The sequence below is a fragment of the Demequina sediminis genome (assembly GCF_039545075.1).
In the GTDB taxonomy this organism is placed as follows: Bacteria; Actinomycetota; Actinomycetes; order Actinomycetales; family Demequinaceae; genus Demequina; species Demequina sediminis.
In genome coordinates this window covers 36251-58102 of the sequence record NZ_BAABRR010000004.1, presented here as the reverse complement: position 1 = coordinate 58102, position 21852 = coordinate 36251, and the positions used below count along the sequence as shown (strand labels likewise).

16 protein-coding genes, 2 tRNA genes and 1 pseudogene are annotated in these 21852 nt (G+C 68.1%); 6 read left to right on the top strand and 13 right to left on the bottom strand.

What is annotated here, in order from left to right; translation table 11 throughout:
- Positions 1 to 16 precede the first annotated feature (16 nt).
- Positions 17 to 1182 (bottom strand): IS3 family transposase gene (locus ABEA62_RS04735; RefSeq protein ID WP_286214475.1). Its coding sequence is split into 2 segments (ribosomal slippage): positions 17 to 895 and positions 898 to 1182, totalling 1164 coding nucleotides; the frame shifts between segments, so codons are not numbered across the junction.
- Positions 1183 to 1251: 69 nt separating this feature from the next.
- Here ABEA62_RS04735 and ABEA62_RS04730 point away from each other — a divergent pair.
- From ABEA62_RS04730 to ABEA62_RS12680, 4 genes and pseudogenes are all read left to right on the top strand, one after another.
- Positions 1252 to 1728 carry a single-stranded DNA-binding protein gene (locus ABEA62_RS04730; RefSeq protein ID WP_286214477.1) on the top strand — a complete coding sequence of 159 codons (477 nt, stop codon included), beginning with the start codon at positions 1252 to 1254 and terminating at the stop codon, positions 1726 to 1728.
- 15 nt (positions 1729 to 1743) lie between these two features.
- Positions 1744 to 2403 (top strand): hypothetical protein, encoded by a 660-nt coding sequence (locus ABEA62_RS04725; RefSeq protein WP_286214478.1) that lies wholly within the window; start codon positions 1744 to 1746, stop codon positions 2401 to 2403.
- Positions 2387 to 2587: a hypothetical protein gene (locus ABEA62_RS04720; protein ID WP_286214479.1), complete on the top strand. Its 201-nt coding sequence runs from the start codon at positions 2387 to 2389 to the stop codon at positions 2585 to 2587. Before ABEA62_RS04725 ends, ABEA62_RS04720 begins: the two co-directional genes overlap by 17 nt.
- Positions 2588 to 2737: 150 nt before the next feature.
- Positions 2738 to 3817: pseudogene (locus ABEA62_RS12680) on the top strand (recombinase family protein); the annotation flags it as partial.
- Positions 3818 to 4427: 610 nt separating this feature from the next.
- On the opposite strand, the gene ABEA62_RS04710 reads toward ABEA62_RS12680, so the two are convergent.
- The 4 genes from ABEA62_RS04710 to ABEA62_RS04695 form a co-directional block, all read right to left on the bottom strand.
- Positions 4428 to 4500, bottom strand: a tRNA-Ala gene (locus tag ABEA62_RS04710).
- Between the two features lie 136 nt (positions 4501 to 4636).
- Positions 4637 to 4710, bottom strand: a tRNA-Ile gene (locus ABEA62_RS04705).
- A gap of 99 nt (positions 4711 to 4809) precedes the next feature.
- On the bottom strand, positions 4810 to 5649 hold the full coding sequence (locus ABEA62_RS04700; protein WP_345378841.1) for a DUF3566 domain-containing protein: 840 nt from the start codon (positions 5647 to 5649) through the stop codon (positions 4810 to 4812).
- A gap of 134 nt (positions 5650 to 5783) precedes the next feature.
- Positions 5784 to 6458 (bottom strand): TetR/AcrR family transcriptional regulator, encoded by a 675-nt coding sequence (locus tag ABEA62_RS04695; RefSeq protein WP_286214482.1) that lies wholly within the window; start codon positions 6456 to 6458, stop codon positions 5784 to 5786.
- A gap of 200 nt (positions 6459 to 6658) precedes the next feature.
- On the opposite strand from ABEA62_RS04695, the gene ABEA62_RS04690 reads away from it, so the two are divergent.
- Positions 6659 to 7150: a DUF6326 family protein gene (locus ABEA62_RS04690; protein ID WP_286214484.1), complete on the top strand. Its 492-nt coding sequence runs from the start codon at positions 6659 to 6661 to the stop codon at positions 7148 to 7150.
- Positions 7151 to 7241: 91 nt separating this feature from the next.
- Here ABEA62_RS04690 and ABEA62_RS04685 read toward each other — a convergent pair whose 3' ends face one another.
- Together ABEA62_RS04685 and ABEA62_RS04680 are read right to left on the bottom strand one after the other, a co-directional pair.
- Complete coding sequence (locus tag ABEA62_RS04685; RefSeq protein WP_345378837.1) at positions 7242 to 8756, bottom strand: catalase; 1515 nt, start codon at positions 8754 to 8756, stop codon at positions 7242 to 7244.
- A gap of 10 nt (positions 8757 to 8766) precedes the next feature.
- A complete protein-coding gene (locus ABEA62_RS04680; protein ID WP_345378835.1) occupies positions 8767 to 9219 on the bottom strand; it encodes a Fur family transcriptional regulator in 453 nt (150 codons plus the stop codon).
- Between the two features lie 332 nt (positions 9220 to 9551).
- Here ABEA62_RS04680 and ABEA62_RS04675 point away from each other — a divergent pair, with 332 nt between their 5' ends.
- Positions 9552 to 12047, top strand: coding sequence for an FAD-dependent oxidoreductase (locus ABEA62_RS04675; RefSeq protein WP_286214488.1), 2496 nt, complete (start codon positions 9552 to 9554; stop codon positions 12045 to 12047).
- A gap of 254 nt (positions 12048 to 12301) precedes the next feature.
- Here the strand turns inward: ABEA62_RS04675 and gyrA are convergent, their stop codons facing one another.
- The 6 genes from gyrA to dnaA all read right to left on the bottom strand — a co-directional run bounded on the left by gyrA (position 12302) and on the right by dnaA (position 21746).
- Positions 12302 to 14920 (bottom strand): DNA gyrase subunit A, encoded by a 2619-nt coding sequence (gyrA, locus tag ABEA62_RS04670; protein WP_286214489.1) that lies wholly within the window; start codon positions 14918 to 14920, stop codon positions 12302 to 12304.
- The gene (gene gyrB, locus ABEA62_RS04665; protein ID WP_286214490.1) at positions 14910 to 16973 is read right to left on the bottom strand and encodes a DNA topoisomerase (ATP-hydrolyzing) subunit B; all 2064 of its coding nucleotides are present in this window, start codon (positions 16971 to 16973) and stop codon (positions 14910 to 14912) included. The genes gyrA and gyrB overlap by 11 nt, the downstream gene beginning before the upstream one ends.
- A gap of 120 nt (positions 16974 to 17093) precedes the next feature.
- Positions 17094 to 17660: a DciA family protein gene (locus ABEA62_RS04660; protein ID WP_286214491.1), complete on the bottom strand. Its 567-nt coding sequence runs from the start codon at positions 17658 to 17660 to the stop codon at positions 17094 to 17096.
- Positions 17653 to 18789: a DNA replication/repair protein RecF gene (recF, locus tag ABEA62_RS04655; protein WP_286214492.1), complete on the bottom strand. Its 1137-nt coding sequence runs from the start codon at positions 18787 to 18789 to the stop codon at positions 17653 to 17655. The genes ABEA62_RS04660 and recF overlap by 8 nt, the downstream gene beginning before the upstream one ends.
- Complete coding sequence (gene dnaN / locus ABEA62_RS04650) at positions 18789 to 19916, bottom strand: DNA polymerase III subunit beta (protein ID WP_286214493.1); 1128 nt, start codon at positions 19914 to 19916, stop codon at positions 18789 to 18791. Before dnaN ends, recF begins: the two co-directional genes overlap by 1 nt.
- Positions 19917 to 20357: 441 nt before the next feature.
- Complete coding sequence (gene dnaA, locus ABEA62_RS04645; RefSeq protein ID WP_425557969.1) at positions 20358 to 21746, bottom strand: chromosomal replication initiator protein DnaA; 1389 nt, start codon at positions 21744 to 21746, stop codon at positions 20358 to 20360.
- Positions 21747 to 21852: the final 106 nt, after the last annotated feature.

Genomic DNA, 21852 nt, shown 5'->3' with positions numbered 1-21852 from the left:
AGGTGACAGGGGTTAGTCACGCGGCGAGGGCCACGTTGGTGGTCATGATGGTCTCGTATTCGATGGGCGTCAACTTGCCCAGGGCGGCCTGTCGGCGTCGGCGGTGGTAGGTCCGCTCGATCCAGGTCACGATCGCGATGCGCAACTCCTCGCGGGTGTCCCAGGAGCGTCGGTCGAGGACGTTCTTCTGCAGGAGTGCGAAGAAGGACTCCATGGCTGCGTTATCCCCGGCCGCACCGACACGGCCGATCGATCCGACCATGCTGTGGCGCAGCAGAGCGTGGACCAGCTTCCTGGAACGAAATTGCGATCCTCTGTCGCTGTGCAGCACGCAACCGGCGACATCACCCCTGCGTGCGACCGCATTGTTGAGCGCGTTGACGGCCAGGCGGGAGTTCATGCGCGAGTCGATCGAGTATCCCACGATGCGGTTGGAGTACAGGTCCTTGACCGCGCACAGGTACAGCTTGCCCTCAGCCGTCCGATGCTCCGTGATGTCCGTCAGCCACACCTGGTTCGGTGCGTCCGCGGTGAAGACCCGCTGCACGAGGTCGTCGTGGACCGGCGGGCCGGCCTTGCCCTTTTTGCCCCGGCTCTTCTTACCGAAGGTGGACCACCAGCCGTTGTCACGGCAGATCGCCCAGCCGGTGCGTTCAGCCATCGGCTCACCGGCCACACGGGCCTCGTCGACGAGGAACCGGTAGCCGAACTCGGGATCGTCAACGTGCGCAGTGTGAAGGGCGTTGGCGCGGTGGGCAGCGACGAGTTCGGCGTCGGTGATGGGGGTGGCCAGCCACCGGTAGTAGGGCTGGCGGGCGAGCTTGAGTACCCGGCACGTCACCGCGACGGGGATCCCGTCGACGGCGAGCTCTTTCACGAGCGGGTAGAGCGTTTTCCCGGTAGATGCGCCTGGGACAGGTACGCGGCCGCACGGCGCAGGACCTCGACCTCTTGCTCGAGGAGGCGGATTCGCTTCTTCGCCTCACGCAGCTCGGCGGAATCGGTGCGCGTCACGCCGGGCTTGACGCCGTCGTCGATGTCGGCGCGACGCATCCACTTCTGCAACGTCATCGGATGAACCCCGAAGTCACGGGCGATCTGCTCGATCGTGACACCGGGCTCACGGTTACGCGCGACACGGACCACGTCGTCACGGAACTCACTCGGGTAGGGCTTAGGCACAGCAACATCCTTCCAGGCCACCCGAACGGGCAAGCCAGATCAGATGTCACCACTCAGTGCGGCAGACCCATGACTATTCGTACGCAGCAGTCTCTGACGGGGTTCATCGCGACCGATCCGCAGCTGACCTACACCGAGAAGGGTGAGGCGAGGTTCTACGCACGGGTCGGGCAGGAGAACTACCGACGTGAGCAGGACGGGTCGTTCACCAAGCTCGAGCCCGACTTCCACAACCTCGTGATCTACCGCGCGTCCGCCGAGCGCGCCTACGAGCGGTTCGCGAAGGGCGACAGCTTCGTCGCCGAGGGCTACGCCCACGAGTACTCCTACACCCGCGACGGGCAGCAGATCGAGGGTGAGGAGTTCGTGGCCAAGAAGATCGGCCACGACACCGCCCGCACCACCTACGACGTCGCGCGCACCCGCCGCGACGAGCCCGCCCCTGACCGGGACGCGGGCCGTGACGGACCAGCACGCAGCGCGTCGACGCGGACCGAGCCCTCCCGCAGCGCGAGCGCGAGCCGGCAGCTCGCGCTCGGACTGTGACCGGAGGCCACGGCGATGAGTGAGCATGCGCCTGCGGTCCCGCCGGAGCCGGACGAGCCCGAACCCGACACGCCGCCAGCCGATCCCGCTGCGCTGTCTGACCCCACGGACCAGACAGCGGCCGAGGTGCGAGTGCTCGACGAGCCCCCGCACCCGGTGAACTGGAACCTGCTGACCGCCAAGCAGGCCGTGATCGAGTGGCGGGAGCTGAACGCCTGGGTGGACTGGCTGCGCCACGCCTACGGGCTACCCGCAAGCGTGGTTCCGCCCTTCTGGTATCGCCACACCGAATTGGTGTGGGAGCTGTCCGCGCTGCACCTGCATTGGCTGTGCAGCTACGACCCCGAACAAGACGGGTCAGCAGCGATCGGCTGGCACCACGACTTCGCCGAAGCCAGGCTCCGGCTGCGGGATTGGGTAGCCGCCTCGGGCACCAGGGTCGATCGTGACCGTCCGACCCGTCAGGCCGTCTGGCCCGGCGATGACGCCCCCGAGCCGGTCGAGGAGCGCCTGATCGCTGACCGGGACGCGGACTTCGTGGCCTTCGTCAACGCCGACCTCGCCCGCCGACGCGACGCCGAGGAGAAGTTCTACGCTTCCCTCCACGCCCGAGCCGCTGACGGTGACGCGCGCGGGTCGGACGAGTGGGTGCACGGCGATGGTGCGTTCCTATGACCGCAAGACCGGCCGGGCCGACGCGGACCGGCCGGTGCGGGTGCGGTTTGTCGAGCGGGAGCAGATCGACGCCGAGAAGGTCGCCGAGGTCCTCATCCGTCTCGCCTTGCGTGCTGCTGGGGACGGCACCGCCACCGGAGACACCGGCCAACACCTCCGCGGTCTGCTCCAGTCGCGGAGGTAGACTGGAGGGTACGAACTACGATCACGGCGCCCTTGGCACCCGACCGTAAACCCCGCACCTCGGGGTGTTCTTTTCGCGAATCTGACGTGACCGCCACCCGGCGCCCCAGCCGCCCGACACCCGTCGGGCATCTGAAAGGCGGTCACCCTGATGACGCTCACCGACCTCCCCTCCGGCCTGGACCTACGCGCCCTGCGCGCTCTGGCCGCAGGCAACCCTGGCCCATCCCAGAAAGCTGACGAGCCGCTGGCCGAAGGGCTGGTGCCGGCGGTCTCCTACCTGCGGGTCTCGACCAAGGACCAGGCCACCCGTAACGGCCTCGAAGAAGGACTGTCCATCCCGGCCCAGCGTGAAGCGGCCGCCAGGAAGGCCGAGCAGCTCGGCGCGGTCATCGTCAAGGAGTTCATCGAACCGGGCGAGTCGGCCAAGACGGCGCGGCGGCGTGCGTTGCAGGAGATGCTCGACTACCTGTCTGCGAATCCGGTGCGGTACTGCATCATCAATAAGGTCGACCGGCTCGCCCGCAACCGGCTGGATGACGCGATCATCCACGCCACTCTGCGGGGTGCGAACATCATCCTGGTCTCGGTGACGGAGAACACCGATGAGACGCCCTCGGGGATGCTGATGCACGGCATTCTCGCCTCGATGGCGGAGTTCTACTCCCTCAACCTCGCCCAGGAGGTCACCAAGGGCATGGTCCAGAAGGCCACCCTCGGTGGTACCCCCACGAAGGCGCCACTGGGCTACCTCAACGTGCGCACCACTGACTCCAAGGGCCGCGAGGTCCGTGACGTGCAGGTCGACCCCGAGCGGGCCGAGCTGGTGCGGTTCGCGTTTACCGCCTACGCCACCGGGGAGGAGTCGCTGTCCTCTCTCGCCCGGAAGTTGAAGACCCGCGGGCTCACTACACGCCCCACACCGTCCCAGCCGGCCCGTCCGGTGACGACCACGGCGTTGCACAAGATCCTGACGAACCCCTACTACCAGGGCACCGTCACCTTCCGCGGCGTCACCTACGACGGTGCCCACACCACACTCGTGGACTCGGATACCTGGCTGCGCGTGCAGACCCAGCTCGACGCGAAGAACGCCGTCGGCGAGCGCCCGCAGAAGTACGACCACTACCTCAAAGGCAACCTGTACTGCTCGTGCGGGGCCAAGCTCATGATCGAACGGCCCCGGGACAAGAACGGCGACCGGTACGAGTACTTCACCTGCTCCGGCAGGCGGAAGAAGAAGGGCTGCACCCGCTCCGCCGTGCTGGCGCCACGGGTCGAGGACCGGATCGACCGGGACTACGGCACCAACGGCCTCGCCGCCACCGAGGCCGAGCACGTCGCGTCGGTGCTGCACCGAGTGTTCAGCCAGCTCGAAGCCTCCAGTGACAACGAACGCAAGCTCCTCGAAACGCAGCGGGACAAGCTGGAGGCCGAACGCCTCAAGCTCGTCCAGGCCCACTACGCCGACGCGATCCCACTTGATCTGCTCAAGACCGAACAGGACCGTATCCGCACCAGTCTGGACGCGATCACCAACCGCCTCGACGCGCTCGCGACCACCTACCGCGATGCCCACGACGGGCTCGATCAGATCCTCGGCGTCCTGACCGACCTCGGCGACCTCTACGCCCGATGCGAACCTACTGAACGCCGCATGCTGAACCGTGCGCTGTTTACCAAGATCGTCGTCGACGAAGACGAGAACGTCACGTTCGTCCCTGCCGAGCCCGCAGCGACCGTCCTGGCCCACGCTCACAGCGGTGGGACGACCGATCCGGGCCCGGACGCGAACCTGCCCCGCCATCAGACGGGGCAGGTTTCGATTTTCTCAACTTACGTGGAGCCTAGGGGAATCGAACCCCTGACCTCCTGCTTGCAAAGCAGGCGCTCTACCAATTGAGCTAAGGCCCCCGGTGGTCATCTGACCGGGTGATGGACATCGTCCCATAGGTCGCGATGCGAGTTCTCGGTGACGAGCACGTAGAGGACGGCTCCCGCCGCGACGGCGGCCGCCAGAATCAGCGTCATCTTCATCGCATCACCTCGGTGGGCCCAGGAGGACTTGAACCTCCGACCTCTTCGTTATCAGCGAAGCGCTCTAACCGCCTGAGCTATGGGCCCGTCCCGCGGCGTCAGTGCCGCGGCGATAAACGATACCGCAGGCCAGGCGCGAACCAAAATCGCGCCCGCCGCGGGCCGTGCGTGAGGCAGTCGCCCCTGTTAGTCGTCCGTGAGGGTGACGTAGACGCCGCCCACGACGGAGGAGACCACGTTGTACAGGAACGCGCCGATCGTCGTGAGCGCGGTGATGAGGACCACGTTCACGACCGAGACCAGGATCGCCGCGCTCATGACCTTGTTGCGGTCGAAGAACTGCATGATGTTGATCTCGTTCTCGGGTGTGAAGAGCTGCAGCACCCACTCGTTGACCAGGGCGAAGAAGCCCATGCCGTTGAGCACGTTCCAGATGACGAAGACCGCGACCACGAGCATGATGCCCAGCGCGATCGACATGAGGAAGCCCAGCTTGAGCGCGGACCACGGGTCCACGCGAGAGAGCAGGACGCGCGCCTTGCGCGGTCCACCCTTGCTCGACGGCGTCGCGAGGTCATCGCCCGCCTTGAAGCTCTCCGCGGCGCGGCCCGCGAGATCCTTGAGCTTCGCGGTGCCCGTGCCGAGCGCTCCCTGCAGGGGCGAGTGCTCCTCGCGGGGCGCAGCGGCGGGCGCCGGAGTGGCCGGGGCGGGAGCGGCAGGCGCGGACTGCGGCGCGGACGTCGTGGGGATGCCGCCCGGTGCGGACTGCGGGCGCAGCTGGGTGCGCTGGGGGATCGAGCCGGTGGTGGGTGCGGACGATGCGGGGGCAGCCTGCGCGGGCGCCTGCGGCGCGGCGGGAGGCTGGGGAGTGGTCGGCGTCTGCCCGGTGGTGGGTGCAGTGGCGGGAGCCTCAGGGGACACGGGCATGAACGCACGCCTCGCCGGGATGGACCCGGTGGTCGGCTCGGCCGGACGGGGGGTGTACAGGCCCCTGCTCGGCGGCGTGGTGCGGTCGTCCGCGTTCATCCAGGCTCCCTGTCATCTGACACGCGTCTGCGGTCTCGTCCTCCGCGCGAGGGCGCGCGGACATCCGTCTAAGCGTAACCGAGCCCTGTGCGGAGGTCACGCTCGGGCGCGGCCGCCACGGCATCGTCCCGTCGCTATCCCCGCGCCCTGAGTGATTCCAGCGCCGCGAGGATGAGGTCGAGGCCGAAGTCGAACTCGCCTGCCGGCTCATAGCCGTCGGCCATGAGCGCGGCCGCCGACTCGTGGAGGTAGGGGAACTCGTCGGCAGGGAGTTGGGGCAGGTAGACGTCCTCGGTGAGGTCCGCGAGTCCGCCGGCGGTGTCGAAGGGGAGGCTCGCCTCCTGGAGCGCGAACCCGTACACGTAGCTGTCCAGCAACCAGTTGGCATGCGCCGCCATGACGATGCCGAAGCCGGCCCGCCGCAGGCAGGCAGTCACCGCCTCGCGGTGGCGGAGGTTGGCGGGCCCCGGCGTGGTGCGCGACTCCATCAAGGCGATGGCCCATGGATGTCGTGCGAGGACCTGCCGGGCGGAGGCCGCCCGCAGCCGCATCGCCGCCTGCCAGTCCAGGTCCTCGGGCGGCAGATCGATTTCGGCAAAGACGATGTCGATCATGGCGTCCAGCAGCTCGTCCTTGCTCGCCACGTAGTGGTAGATCGACATCGCGCCCGCACCGAGGTCGCGCGCCAGCCGACGCATGCTCAGTCCGTCGACGCCTTCGCTGTCGGCGAGCCGGAGGGCCTCGGCGACCACCAGCTGCTTGCTCAGCCCGGGCTCCGAGCCCTCGGGGCGCCGCTGCGGTGCAGTCACGGGTCTCCTCACTCGATCTCTGGCCTTGACAATCGTACGGTGTACTGCACATAGTACAGCGTACGACGTACGGTGTACGGCACACGGTGTACGAAGCCCCGAGGCGGCGGCGTCCCGCGACACTTCCCGCCCGTACCCAGGCACGCCACCACCGGCCGCCACTCCGGCGAACGGACCACTCCCACACGAAGGACAACCCCATGACCACCCGACCCGCGTCTGCGGACCACCTCGACCACGCCGCCCTCCCCGTGCAAGCCAAGCTGGCCGCGGCGTGGACCAGCTTCATGCTCCTGTACGTCTACGTCGACTACTTCCACCTCTACAAGCCCGGCACGATCGACGGGATCTCCAACGGAGTCGTCTTCGAGTTCGACATCAGCCCGGCTCTCATGACCGGATTCCTCGCGCTCATCGCGATCCCGTCGCTCATGGTGATGCTCTCGATGACGCTGCGCCCGCGCGCGAGCCGGGCGGTCAACCTGATCGTCGCCTCGCTGTACGTGCCCGTCACAGTGTTCAACGCCGTGGGGGAGTCGTGGGAGTGGGCCGCCTTCTACGCGCTCTCCATCGGACTCGAGCTCGCGATCCTGGCGGTCATCCTGAGGTCCGCGTGGGCGTGGCCTCGCGCCGCCACCGGAGCGACGGGCGCGACGAACCGCCGTCCCGCGGGCGCGCTCCAGGAGGGCTGAGCAGGCCAGCGCGGAAGCAGCGCGCGCCGGTCCCGGACACAACTCCGGCCCGGCCCCCGCGACGGGGACCGGGCCGGAGGCGAACGTCGCGTCAGACCTGGACGGGCTCCGCGGCGGTGCCGGGCTCGCCGGCCTCGATCGGGGCACCCTCGGCGGCCAGCGCCGCACGCAGCTGCGCACCCAGGCCCGCGTCGACGGACGTCCAGTACTGGATCGCCCGCTCGCGGATCTCGTCGGAGACCACCGCGCCCACGTGACCCGTGATCTGGTCGAGGAAGCGCGCGCGTGCGGCATCGTCGAAGACCTCGCGATACAGCGTGCCCGCCTGGCCGAAGTCATCGTCCTCGGAGTGGAGCGTCGCTGCGGCGCGCACCATCTCACCATCGGTCTCCCAGCCGCCCGACTCCGCCGCCCGGGCCGGGTCGGCGTGCGCGCCGCCCGTGCTGTTGGGCGCGTAGACCGGGGTCTCGGGCGAGGCGAACGAGTAGCGCATCGCGCCGTCCTTCGCATACGAGTGACCGTGCGGGTCGGCGTTCTTGGGCGCGTTGACGGGAAGCTGCGCGTGGTTGGTGCCCACGCGGTAGCGGTGCGCGTCCGCGTACGAGAAGATGCGCGCCATCAGCATCTTGTCGGGCGACGGGCCGATTCCGGGGACAAAGTTCGACGGCGCGAACGCGGCCTGCTCGACCTCCGCGAAGTAGTTCGCGGGGTTGCGGTTGAGCTCCATGACGCCCACCTCGATGCGGGGGTAGTCCGCCTTGGGCCACACCTTGGTGAGGTCGAAGGGGTTGAAGCGGTAGGTCGCCGCGTCCGCGTAGGGCATGACCTGCACGTACAGCGTCCAGCGCGGGAAGTCGCCGTCCTCGATGTGCGTGTAGAGGTCGCGGATGTGGTGGTCGGCATCGGACCCGGCAAGCTGCGAGGCCTCGTCGTTGCCCAGGCTGTGCACGCCCTGCTCCGAGATGAAGTGGTACTTCACCCAGAAGCGCTCTCCGGCGGCGTTGATCCACTGGTAGGTGTGCGAGCCGTAGCCGTTCATCTCGCGCCACGAGCGCGGGATGCCGCGGTCACCCATGAGCCACGTCACCTGGTGTGCCGACTCGGGCTGCAGCGACCAGAAGTCCCACTGCATGTCGTTGTCGCGCAGGTGCGAGCCGGGCAGGCGCTTCTGCGAACGGATGAAGTCGGGGAACTTGATGCCGTCCTTGATGAAGAACACCGGCGTGTTGTTGCCCACCAGGTCGTAGTTGCCCTCGGACGTGTAGAACTTCAGCGCGAAGCCGCGCGGGTCGCGCCACGTGTCGGGCGAACCCTGCTCGCCGGCAACCGTGCTGAAGCGCGCGAACATCTCGGTCTCGACGCCGGGCTGGAACAGCGCGGCACGCGTGTAGGCGGACACGTCGTTCGTCACCGTGAACGTGCCGTAGGCGCCGCCGCCCTTGGCGTGCACCACGCGCTCGGGGACGCGCTCACGGTTGAACTGCGCCAGCTTCTCGACCAGGTAGTGGTCGGTGAGCGAGATGGGTCCGTCGGTGCCGACGGACAGCGAATGCTGATCCGAGGCGACGGGCGCGCCCGCGTTCGTGGTCGTGAAGTGCTGGGACATTGCTGCTCCTTCAGTGGGGGATGACGGGGGACGATGCTCCGCTACAGGCGGCGCACACCCCCCAGAACGTGACCTCGGCCTCGGTCAGGGTGAAGCCGTGGGTGGTCGAGGGGGTGAGACACGGTGCGTGACCGACGACGCAGTCGACGTCGGCGATCTCTCCGCACCGCGTGCACACGACGTGGTGGTGGTTGTCGCCCACGCGCAGTTCGAAGCGCGCGGGGTGATCGGCCGGCTCGATGCGACGGGCCAGTCCGTGCTCGGCGAGGTCGTGCAGCACGTTGTAGACGGTCTGCAGCGTGACCTCGGGGGCCTGCCCGCCGGCCCCGGAGCCCACCGCGGCGTGGACGGCATCGGCCGACGAATGCGGGCGGCTCGCGAGCGTCTCGAGGATCGCGACGCGAGGCGCAGTGACGCGCAGGCCTGCGCCGCGGAGCAGCGCGGGTGCGTCGACGGGGATCATGCCTCCACCGTAGTGGCTTCTTTTGAGTAACTCAAATCTTTCCTTGGCCTGTCCCCGCGGCTCCGCCACACGCCGCGACCCCAGTGGGACCGTGGTGGTCGGTTCTGGCCGGTCGGAGCGCGTCATGGGACGGCCATGGTCGCGCGCGTGTGGCGGAGCCGCGAAAGTGTGTGGCGGAGCCGCGCTGGGGGAGGGCTGAGCGAGCACTGAGGGAGGACTGAGGGAGGGCTGGGGAGCCGTGCTGGTGGGCCGTGGGCGTGACCTTCGACCCTCCTCGCGATATACCCCCGGGGCTATCGTCGAGATCAGAGCCATATACCCCAGGAGGGATCATGAAGCTGGTCGTTGTCGGCGGAGTCGCCGCCGGAGCATCCACCGCCGCACGCGCACGCCGCCTCGATGAGCAGGCGGAGATCGTCGTCTTCGAGCGCGGCCACCACGTCTCGTTCGCGAACTGCGGCCTGCCGTACCACGTGGGCGAGGTCATCACGGAGCGCTCGCGCCTGCTGCTCCAGACCCCCGAGAGCCTGCGCGAATCCCTCAACCTCGACGTTCGCGTGGGCACGGAGGTCATCGCGATCGACCGCAAGAAGCGCACCGTCACGGTCCGCGAGGTCGACTCGGGCAAGGAGTACACCGAGTCCTACGACAAGCTCGCACTGTGCATGGGCGCCGAGCCCGTGCGCCCACCCCTGCCCGGCATCGACCACCCTGCGGTGGAGGTGCTGCGCAGGATCGGCGACATGGATCGCATCAAGTCGCGCCTAGACGATGCCCTCGCGGCTCAGAAGGCGGGCCGCCGGGGCGTCGTGACGGCCGTCGTCGTGGGTGCTGGATACATCGGCCTCGAGATGGCCGAGAACCTCCACCACCGGGGTGTGCGCGTCGACGTGGTCGAGCTCGCCGACCAGATCCTGCCTCCCGTCGACTCCGACATCGCGGCCCCCGTCGAGCAGCACCTGCGCTCGCGCGGCATAGGCCTGCACCTGTCCACCGCCGCGGCCGCCTTTCAGCCGCTCGCCGACTCCGACGGTCCGAACAGGGTCAGCGTCGAGCTCACCTCGGGCACCACGGTGAAGGCAGACCTCGTCATCCTCGCCGCTGGCGTACGGCCCGCGGTCGACCTCGCCAAGGCGGCCGGGATCGAGCTGGGCGAGCGCGGCGGCATCAAGGTCGACACCGGCATGCGCACGTCGGATCCCCACATCTGGGCGGCGGGCGACGCGGTCGAGACTCCTCACCCCGTCCTTCCCGGCTCGTACCTGGCGCCGCTCGCGGGACCGGCCAACCGTCAAGCGCGCGTCGCGGCGGAGAACATCTGCGGGCGCGACACGCACTATCGCTCGACCCAGGGCACGAGCATCGTCAAGGTCTTCGACATGGTCGCTGGCGGCACGGGAGCCACCAAGCGGCAGCTCGACGCCGCGGGTGTCGAGTACCGCGTGGTGCACGTCCACCCCTCGGGTCACGCCGGCTACTACCCGGGCACCGCGATGATGCACATCAAGGTGCTGTTCTCCCCCGACGACGGGCGCGTCCTCGGCGCTCAGGCGTGCGGCTTCGACGGCGTCGACAAGCGACTCGACCTGTTCGCGATGGCGATCCGCGCCGGACTCACGGTCTACGACCTCGAAGAGCAGGAACTCGCCTACGCGCCGCCGTTCGGCTCCGCGAAGGACCCCATCAACATGGCCGGCTTCGTGGCCTCCAATGTGCTGCGCGGCGACCTCACCCTCTGGTACTCCGAGGACTTCCCCTCCGCGACCGAGGGCACGCGACTGGTCGACGTGCGCACGCCCGAGGAGTACGACATCTGGCACATCCCCGGCGCCGAGAACGTCCCGCTCGCCACGTTCCGCGACGCCATCGCGGACTGGGACCGCACGCAGCCCGTGCGGCTGTACTGCGCGGTGGGATTCCGCTCCTACCTTGCGCACCGCATCCTGGTACAGAGCGGCTTCGCGGATGTCGCGACGCTGTCGGGCGGCTCGACCACCTTCACCCACATCCACGGCCACGCCGAGTCCTACGAGCCACAGCCGCCGATGGAGAACTACGCCGAGAAGGTCTCGGTCGCCTCGTCGGTGGCCGCGGCGACGGGACAAACCACGGACCTCGACTGCACGGGACTCGCGTGCCCGGGACCGATCATGCGTCTCGCAGGCGCGATGAAGGCGGCGAACGCCGGTGACGAGATCCGCGTCACCGTCTCCGATCCGGGCTTCGCGCTCGACGGTCCCGCATGGGCCTCGAAGAACGGTCACACCCTCGTGAGCATGGACCCCAAGGGGCCGGGCTACGTGGCAACCTTCCGCAAGGGAGGGGTGGCCCCCGTGACGGCATCGTCCCCGCAGGGCAAGAACAAGACCTCGATGGTGGTCTTCTCGGGCGACCTCGACAAGGTGCTGGCCGCCTTCATCATCGCGAACGGCGCCCTCGCGATGGGCGACGACGTCTCGATGTTCTTCACCTTCTGGGGCCTCAACGCGCTACGCCGCGTCGACCCACCCAGGCGGGAGAAGAAGGCGATGGAGAAGATGTTCGGGGCGATGATGCCGCGCGGTGCGGACAAGCTCACGCTGTCGCAGATGCACATGGCCGGTGCGGGCACCGCGATGATCAAGAACGTCATGAAGCAGCACGACGTCCAGCCCCTGCCGGAGCTCATCGCATCCGCACAACAGGCCGGGGCGAGGCTCATCGGGTGCACGATGACGATGGACCTGCTGGGCATCGCGCAGTCCGACCTCCTCGAGGGGGTCGAGTTGGGCGGCGTCGCGACCTTCCTTGGTGAGGCCAACGAGTCGGGCACCACGCTGTTTATCTAGGTCACCCGACCCACACCGCGCTCACTTGCGGCTCCGCCACAGACTGCTCAACTGTGGCTCCGCCACAGACTGCTCACCTGTGGCTCCGCCACACAAGCCGCCCCAGCATCGGCCCCCAACGGCCTCCACAACCGCGACACGCCGACGACACGCCGAGGCCCGTGTGGCGGAGCCGCGAAGGCGTGTGGCGGAGCCGACGCGTACACAGCAGGAGGGGCCGGTCTGCTGACCGGCCCCTCCTGTGCTGTCACGTGTTACTCGGCGGCGGGTGCCTCCGTGGCCGAGTCGCCGGACTCGACCGTCTCGCCCTCGGCGACGCCCTCGGCGACACCCTCAGCGGCCTCCACGACGGCCTCCTCGACAGCCTCCTCGGCGTCCAGGTTGCGCTCGACGTTGCGGGCGATGCCGATGATCCTGTCGCCATTGGCCGGCTTGGCGAAGATCACTCCCATGGTGTTGCGTCCCTTCGCGGGAACCTCCGCCACGGCGGAGCGCACCACCTTGCCCGACTCCATGATCACGAGGACCTCGTCCGCCTCCTCGACCAGGAGCGCACCCACGAGGTCGCCGCGCGCCTCCTGCAGGTTCGCGACCTTGATGCCGAGTCCGCCGCGGCCCTGCTGACGGTAGTTCTCGACCGTCATCTCGGTGCGCTTGGCGAAGCCACCCTCGGTCACCACGAACGAGAACGAGCCCTCCGTCACGACATCCATCGCGAGCAGCTCGTCGTCGCCGCGGAAGCTCATGCCCTTGACGCCCGACGTAGCGCGTCCGGTGGGACGCAGGGCCTCGTCGGTCGCGGTGAAGCGCAGGGACTGACCCTTGCGCGACACGAGCATGAGGTCGTCGGTCTCGGAGACCAGTCGCGCGGACACGAGCTCGTCCGGCTTGAGCTCGCCGTCCTCGGACTCGACCTCACGCAGGTTGATCGCGATGAGGCCGCCGCTGCGGTTCGAGTCGTACGCCTTGAGCTCGGTCTTCTTCACCAGGCCGCGCTTGGTCGCGAGGACCAGGAAGTCCTTGTCCTCGTACGAGCGCAGGTCGAGCACCTGCGCGATCTCCTCGCCCGGCTGGAAGGCGAGCAGGTTCGCGACGTGCTGACCCTTCGAGTCACGGCCGCCCTCGGGAAGCTCGTAGCCCTTGGCGCGGTACACGCGACCCAGGTTGGTGAAGAACAGCAGCCAGTGGTGCGTGGTCGTCACGAAGAAGTGATCCACGACATCGTCATTGCGGAGCGTCGCCCCGCGCACGCCCTTGCCGCCGCGCTTCTGCGCCCGGTACTGGTCGGACCGCGTGCGCTTGACGTAGCCGCCGCGGGTGATCGTGACCACCACCTCCTCCTCGGCGATGAGGTCCTCGATCGACACGTCGCCCTCGAACGGGCTGATCTCGGTGCGGCGGTCGTCGCCGTACTTGCGGACCACCTCGCTCAGTTCCTCGGAGATGATGCTGCGCTGACGCGACTCGGACGCGAGGATGTCCCGCAGATCCGTGATCTCCGTCATCAACGCGTTGTAGTCGTCGGTGATCTTCTGACGCTCGAGGGCCGCGAGGCGGCGCAGCTGGAGGTTGAGGATCGCGGTCGCCTGCACCTCGTCGACGTCGAGGAGCTCCATGAGTCCCACGCGCGCCTCGTCGGCGGACGGCGAGCGACGAATCAGGGCGATGACCTCGTCGAGCGCGTCGAGCGCCTTGAGGTAGCCCTGCAAGATGTGCGCCTCGCGCTCCGCCTCACGCAGGCGGTACGCGGTGCGGCGCTGGATGACCTCGAGCTGGTGAGCCGTCCAGTAACGGATGAACCCGTCGAGCGCGAGCGTGCGCGGCACGCCGTCGACGATCGCGAGCATGTTCGCGCCGAACGTCTCCTGCAGCTGCGTGTGCTTGTAGAGGTTGTTGAGCACCACCTTCGCGACCGCGTCACGCTTGAGCACGATCTCGAGGCGCTGACCCGTGCGGCCGGAGGTCTGGTCGCGGATGTCCGCGATGCCGGACACCTTGCCGTCCTTGACGAGCTCCGCGATCTTGATCGCGAGGTTGTCGGGGTTCACCTGATACGGCAGCTCGGTGATGACCAGGCACATGCGTCCCTGGATCTCCTCGATGTTGACCACCGCGCGCATCGTGATGAGGCCGCGGCCCGTGCGATACGCGTCCTCGATGCCCTTGCGGCCCAGGATGGTCGCGCCGGTGGGGAAGTCGGGGCCGGGGATGCGCTCGATGAGCGCCTCGAGCAGTTCCTCGCGGCTCGCGTCAGGGTGGTCGAGGTGCCACTGCACACCCTCGGCCACCTCGCGCAGGTTGTGCGGAGGGATGTTGGTGGCCATGCCCACCGCGATGCCGGCCGAGCCGTTCGCGAGCAGGTTGGGGAAGCGCGCCGGCAGGATGGTCGGCTCCTGCTCGCGGCCGTCGTAGTTGTCCTCGAACTCGACCGTGTCCTTGTCGATGTCCCGCACCATCTCCATGGCGAGCGGGGCCATCTTGCACTCGGTGTATCGCGAGGCCGCGGCGCCGTCGTTGCCGGCGGAGCCGAAGTTGCCCTGGCCCGCGATGAGCGGGTAGCGCAGCGACCACGGCTGGACCATGCGCACGATCGCGTCGTAGATCGCGCTGTCGCCGTGCGGGTGGTACTTGCCCATGACGTCGCCGACCACGCGCGAGCACTTGGAGAACGCGCGGTCGGGGCGATAGCCGCCGTCGAACATCGCGTAGAGCACGCGACGATGCACGGGCTTCAGTCCGTCGCGGACGTCGGGTAGCGCGCGGCCCACGATGACCGACATGGCGTAGTCCAGGTAGGACCGCTGCATCTCGGTGTTGAGGTCGACCGCCTCGATCCGGCCGTGCTGCACGGCCTCGGGGTTCTCAGATGTCAAGGAACCTCACGTCCTTCGCGTTGCGCTGGATGAAGCTGCGGCGGGACTCGACGTCCTCGCCCATCAGCACCGAGAAGATCTCGTCCGCCTGTGCGGCGTCATCCATGGTGACCTGGAGCAGGGTGCGCGTCGCCGGATCCATCGTGGTGACGCGCAGCTCCTCGTGATTCATCTCGCCCAGACCCTTGTAGCGCTGGACGCCGTTCTCCTTGGGGATGCGCTTGCCGTTCGCGGTGCCGTCCTTGATGACCGCGTCGCGCTCCCTGTCGGAGTACACGTACTCGTGGTCCGCGTTGGTCCACTTGATCTTGAACAGCGGCGGCTGCGCGAGGTAGACGTACCCGGCCTCGATCAGCGGCCGCATGTAGCGGAAGAGCAGCGTCAGCAGAAGGGTGCGAATGTGCTGGCCGTCGACGTCGGCATCGGCCATCAGCACGATCTTGTGATACCGCGCCTTGGTGATGTCGAAGTCCTCACCCAGTCCCGCTCCGAACGCGGTGATGAGGCCCTGGACCTCCTGGTTCGACAGCGCGCGGTCGAGGCGCACGCGCTCGACGTTGAGGATCTTTCCGCGGATCGGCATGATCGCCTGGTTGTAGGGCTCGCGGCCGGCCTTCGCCGAGCCGCCCGCCGAGTCACCCTCGACGATGAAGATCTCACACTCGGAGGGGTTGCGGCTCTGGCAGTCCGACAGCTTGCCCGGCATGCCGCCGGACTCGAGCAGTCCCTTACGCCGCGTCGCCTCGCGCGCCTTGCGGGCGGCGATGCGCGCCTGCGAGGCCTGAATCGCCTTGCGGATCACGTCGCGTGCCTCGTTGGGGTGCGCGTCGAACCAGTCCGTGAGTTGCTCATTGACCACGCGCTGCACGAAGGTCTTGGCCTCGGTGTTGCCCAGCTTGGTCTTGGTCTGTCCCTCGAACTGCGGCTCGCCCAGCTTGACGGAGATCACCGCGGTGAGTCCCTCGCGGACGTCGTCGCCCGTGAGGTTATCGTCCTTCTCCTTGAGGATGCCCTTCTCGCGCGCGTACTTGTTCACCAGGGTGGTCAGCGCCGCACGGAACCCTTCCTCGTGCGTGCCGCCCTCGGTGGTGGAGATCGTGTTCGCGTACGTGAAGACGGACTCCGAGTAGGCGTTGGTCCACTGCATCGCCATCTCGAGCGAGATTTTGCGCTCGGTGTCCTCGTTCTCGAGGGAGATGACCTCGGCGTGGACCAGCTCCGCCTTCTTGGTCGCGTTGAGGTGCGTGACGTAGTCGACCAGCCCACCGTCGTAGCGGTAGGTCACGGCGCGCGACGTCGGCGCCTCGTCGCCCTCGGCATCGTCCGCCGGCGCGATGTGCTCGGGGCGCTCGTCCGTCAGCGTGATCGACAGGCCCTTGTTGAGGAAGGCCATCTGTTGGAAGCGCGCACGCAGCGTCTCGTAGTCGAAGTCGGTGGTCTCGAAGATCGTGGGGTCGGCCCAGAACGTCTGCTGGGTTCCGGTCTCGTCGGTCGCCTCGCCCTTGACGAGCGTGCCCTGCGGCTTGCCACCGTCGGCGAAGGTCTGGCGCCACACGTGTCCTTGGCGCTTGACCTCGGTCTCGACCTTGTAGCTCAGCGCGTTGACGACCGAGATACCCACGCCGTGCAGACCGCCCGAGACCGCGTAGCCGCCGCCGCCAAACTTGCCTCCCGCGTGGAGGATCGTCATGACCACCTCGACCGTGGGCTTGCCCTCGGTCGGGTGCATGTCGACGGGGATGCCGCGTCCGTTGTCGGTGACCCTCACACCGCCGTCCGCGAGCAGCGTCACGGTGATGGTGTCGCAGTATCCGGCGAGCGCCTCGTCGACCGAGTTGTCGACCACCTCGTACACGAGGTGGTGCAGTCCGCGCTCGCCCGTCGAGCCGATGTACATGCCCGGGCGCTTGCGAACGGCCTCGAGGCCCTCCAGGACGGTGATGTTCTCGGCGCCGTAGGCGGGCTCATTAGCCCGCGCCTGGTCATTCGCCACAGATTCGCCTTTCAAGCCGCTGACGCGCCCCGAGAGGGGTCGCGTGCTATCTCGGCTCATTCTAGTGGCTCTGAGGCCCGATCTGGCGCCTTTCACAGGCCATTTCGGCGAGGTTGTCCCCCTGCCCCGGTGGCCGTCGCGGGCGGGTGGCCTCGCGAGGGGACGATACGGGGGTCGAGATCACCCGTAGGTGTCGCGCGGCCCCCGGCCTCGCACGGTCCGCGGACCCTTGGTCCACGAACGCGCGGTCGGGCCGAGCACCTTGAGCTCGCGAACGATATCGCGGCCAAACTCCTCGTTGATGCGATGGCGAATCTGGCCCGCCATCATCTGAAGCTGCGTGGCCCATGCGGTCGACGACGCCTTGACGGTGAGGATGCCATCCTCGAAGCCGAGCGGCTCGCAGTGGTCGGCGATGCGATCGCCGATCACCTCGCGCCACCGCGCCGTCACCGAGGAAACCTCGATCTGCTCGGTCCACCCCATCCGACGCAGCAGGGTCTGCACGGCGTCGCTCATCGGCTGCGGATCGCGGCCACCGCCGTAGGGCTCCGATCCGCGCTTGCGCTCCTCGCGCTGCCGCCGCCCCTGATTCGCGCTCGTGCGACGCGCGCCACGGGCGCGCGCCGCCTGGCGCGCTCGCTCCATCGCGTCACGCGCGAGCTTCGCCGCATCCGCCGGAACCAGGGGATCCGGAACGTCGGACGTTCGGGCGTGAGTGGCATCGTCCCCGTGGTTGTCAGTCATCAGCGGGCTCTTCCCCCACGCGTCCCTTCACGACGGGGATCACGCGCCCCTCGAGGGAGGCGGGCACGTCCTCCGCGACCGCCGCGGTGATCAGTACCTGGCTCGCGCGCTCGAGCCTGGCGGCCAACGCCGTGCGTCGGCCCGAGTCGAGCTCAGCAAAGACGTCGTCCAGGATCAGCACCGGCTCGCCGTCGTCATCCGCGTCCGGACCTGAGTCCGACGTGAGCAGGTCATACGTGCCGATCCGCAGCGCAAGCGCGCACGACCACGATTCCCCGTGGCTCGCGTAGCCCTTGGCGGGCATGTCACCCAGGCGGATCTCAAGGTCGTCGCGATGAGGGCCCGCGAGCGTCACGCCGCGGTCGAGCTCCTTGGGGCGAACCTCCGCGAGGCGCTCCAGGAGCCGCTCAGCCAGCACGGTCGAGTCGGCGGGGAGGTCCTCGCCCAGCGCCGACGCGTAGCGGATCGCGCAGTCGCCGCCGTCGGGGGCAACGTCCTGGTACGCAGCCCACACGTGAGGAGCGAGGCTACTCACGGCGCGCAATCGCGCCGCGATGATCCTGCCGCCGAGCTCCGCGAGCTTCTCATCCCAGATGTCGAGCATGGTGAGGTCCCCGCGCGCGTGCCGCGCGCTCTTGAGCATTGATGTGCGCTGACGCAGGACGCGCTCGTAGTCCGCGATGTCTCCCGCCAGGGCGGGCTGCAGCGCGACGCAGAGTTCGTCCATGAAGGAGCGGCGCCCCGAGGGATCGCCCTTGACGAGGCTCAGGTCCTCGGGCGCGAAGAGCACCGTGCGGAGGATTCCCACGAGATCCCGGGGTCGGGCGGCGCCGCGATTGAGCCGTGCCTGGTTGGCGCGGCCCGCGTTGAGCGTGACCTCGAGCGCGAGAGAGCGCCCGGCCTTCTCGACCCTCGCGCGCACGACGGCGCGCTCGGCGCCTGCCCGGATGAGCGGTGCATCGTTGGCGACCCGGTGAGATCCGAGCACCGACAGGTAGCGAATCGCCTCGACCAGGTTGGTCTTGCCCTGGCCGTTGCGACCCACGAACGTCGTGACGCCGGCCTCCAGCTGGACCTCCGCCTGCGGGTACGAGCGAAAGTCGGCGAGCTGAAGATGCGTGACGCGCACTACGACGCGATGCGGATGGGCACCAGCAGGTAGCGGAAATCGGCGGCGATCTCGCCACCGGGCTCCTTGACGCCCACGAACTCGACCGGCTTGGTCTCCTGGGTGAACCCGAACCGGACGTACTCGCTGCCGAGGGCCGTGAGTCCGTCGAGCAGGTACTGCGGGTTGAACGCGACCGTGATCGGCTCACCCTCGAGCGCCGCCGTGAGGGCCTCGGACGCCTGCGCGTCGTCGCTCTGTCCGGCATCGAGCGTGACCTCGCCCTCGGCGAACGCGAGCCTGACCGAGGAGTTGCGCTCCGCCACCAGCGCGACGCGACGCGTCGCGTCGATGATGTCCTGCGTGCGCACGGTCGCCGTGATGGGGCTGGACTCGGGGAAGAGGCGACGCACCGCGGGGTAGTCGCCGTCCATGAGCAGCGACGTGGTGACGAGGCCGCCCGCCTCGAAGCCGATCAGATCGAGTCCCTGACCCGAGCTCAGCGCGACGGTGACCTCGCCGGCGCCCAACGCCTTCGCCGTGTCGCCGAGAGTCTTGGCGCGCACGAGCGCGACGGCCGAGATGTCCGACTTCGACGGCTTCCACTCAAGCTCGCGTAGCGCGAGGCGGTAGCGGTCGGTGGCGAGCAGCGAGATGTGCGATCCCTCGATCTCGACGCGCACTCCGGTGAGGATGGGGAGGGTCTCGTCGCGGGACGCAGCGCTGGTGACCTGGGCGACCGCCTGCTGCAGCGTCGCGCCGTCGATCGTGCCCGACTGCTCGGGAAGCTCGGGAAGCGAGGGGTACTGGTCCACGGGCATCGTCGCGAGGGTGAATCGCGACGCGCCACACGTGACGGAAACCTTGGTGCCTTCGAGCGACAGCGTGACCGGCTTGTGAGGGAGGGCGTTCGCGATCTCACGCAGGAGGCGACCCGACACGAGCACTTCGCCCGACTGGTCGACCTCGGCGGGGAACTCGCCGCGCGCCGACACCTCGTAGTCGAAGCTGGCCAGTCGCACGGTGCCTTCGGTATCCGCCGTGATGCGGACTCCGGCAAGAACGGGTACCGGCGGTCGCGCCGGCACGGCGCGGGACGTCCATGCGACGGCGTCCGCAAGGACGTCGCGCTCGACGGTGAACTTCATCGGGTGCTCCTCTGGTCTTGGCACAGACTATGCCACGGTCCGGACAGTTGAGGGGGTGCCTCGCCCCTGGCGACGTCGCGGCGCCAATGAAGGTCGCGTGGAGAATGACAAGAATCTAGAGAAGTAGTGGTCATAGGTACCGTGGAATCTGTGGATGAGCACTGTCCGGGCTGGAAAGCGCCGTGATCCGCGTGTGTATGGCCTGCGGATGAGAGGTCGGGTTGGCGCCCTGGGCCTGTGAGCGGATCCGCTCGACTCACATGGTTCTTGTGATTCTGCACAGGCCATCCCCTGTGGATTGAGCGTGCTGTCCACGGGCGTCCACAGGGTTTTCCACAATTGTGAGGGACGTGCGTGAGCGCATCGTGAGACGGGACGATGCGTGGACAGGGGTCGCGAGGGCGTCCAGGGGGCGTGGAGAGGCCGTGTGTCGGGGAGGCGTCAGGCCCGCGACTGCTTGATGCGCGCGTGGATCTCGTTGACCTGGTTGTACATCTGGCGGCGCTGAGCGATCTGGTCCTCGACCTTCTTGACCGCGTACATCACCGTGGTGTGATCCTTGCCGCCGAAGTGATCGCCGATCTTGGGGAGAGAGAGGTCGGTCAGCTGCCTGCAGAGGTACATCGCGATCTGACGCGCCGTGACGTAGACACGCGAGCGGCTCGTGCCGGTGAGCTCCTCGATCGTGATCCCGAAGTAGTCGGCGGTCTTGCCGATGATGGTCGAGGCCGTGATCTCCGAGTCGTCGTCGGAGATGAGGTCCTTGAGGACCACCTGCGCGAGCGAGAGATCCACGGGCTGTCGGTTGAGGGCCGCGAAGGCCGTCACCCTGATGAGGGCACCCTCGAGCTCGCGGATGTTGCTCGTGATGTTCGACGCGATGTACTCCAGGACGTCCGACGGCGCCTGGACGGCATCGGCCGCCGCCTTCTTCCTGAGGATCGCGATGCGCGTCTCGAGGTCGGGCGGCTGGACATCGGTCATGAGTCCCCACTCGAAGCGGGTGCGCATGCGCTCTTCGATCCCGTCGAGGTTGCGGGGGCTGACGTCGGAGGTGATGACCACGTGCTTGCCGGCGTTGTGCAACGCGTTGAAGGTGTGGAAGAACTCCTCAAGGGTCTGCTCCTTGCCCTGCAGGAACTGGATGTCATCGATGAGGAGGACGTCGACTTCGCGGTACGTACGCTTGAAGCTCAGCGAGCGATCGTCTCGAATCGAGTTGATGAAGTCGTTGGTGAACTCTTCGGAGTTCACGTAGCGCACCCTGGTCTGCGGCTTGAGATGCCGCGTGTAGTGACCGATCGCGTGCAGCAGGTGCGTCTTGCCCAGCCCCGATCCCCCATAGATGAACAGTGGGTTGTATGTCTTGCCTGGTGACTCCGCGACCGCGAGGGCGGCGGCGTGGGCGAAGCGGTTGGACGGGCCAATGACGAAGGTGTCGAACGTGTAGCGGGGATTGAGGTGCGGGTCCTCGACCACGGGGGGAGGCACCACCTCGGGCCGGCGCACCTGGGGCGGGCGCGGCTCGTCGGTCTCGCCGTCCGCCGGCGGGGGCGGAGTGATCGAGGCGTCGACGGTGACGGCGATCCTCACGTCACGTCCGAGCACCTCGCTGAGCGCCTCGGTGACCTGACCGCGCAGCGTGGTCTCGACGTAGTTCTTGGTGAAGTCTTCGGCGACCGCGAGGAACACGTTGTCCTCGACCACCGCGAGCGGCTTGACGAGGCGCAGGAACGAACGGTTCTGCGCGCTCAGCCCGCCGTCGTCGGCGAGAAAGTCGAGGGCTCCGCGCCATACAGCGTCAATCGAGTCCGAGGCAGGCTCTGCCACCACTGGCCGTCACCCCCAAGGTGTGTATCCACAGCGTTTTTCACAGTCGGTGCATGGCCGGTCACCTGTTCGTTACCGCGTCGCCGCGTGTCGCTCACTTGGTGCA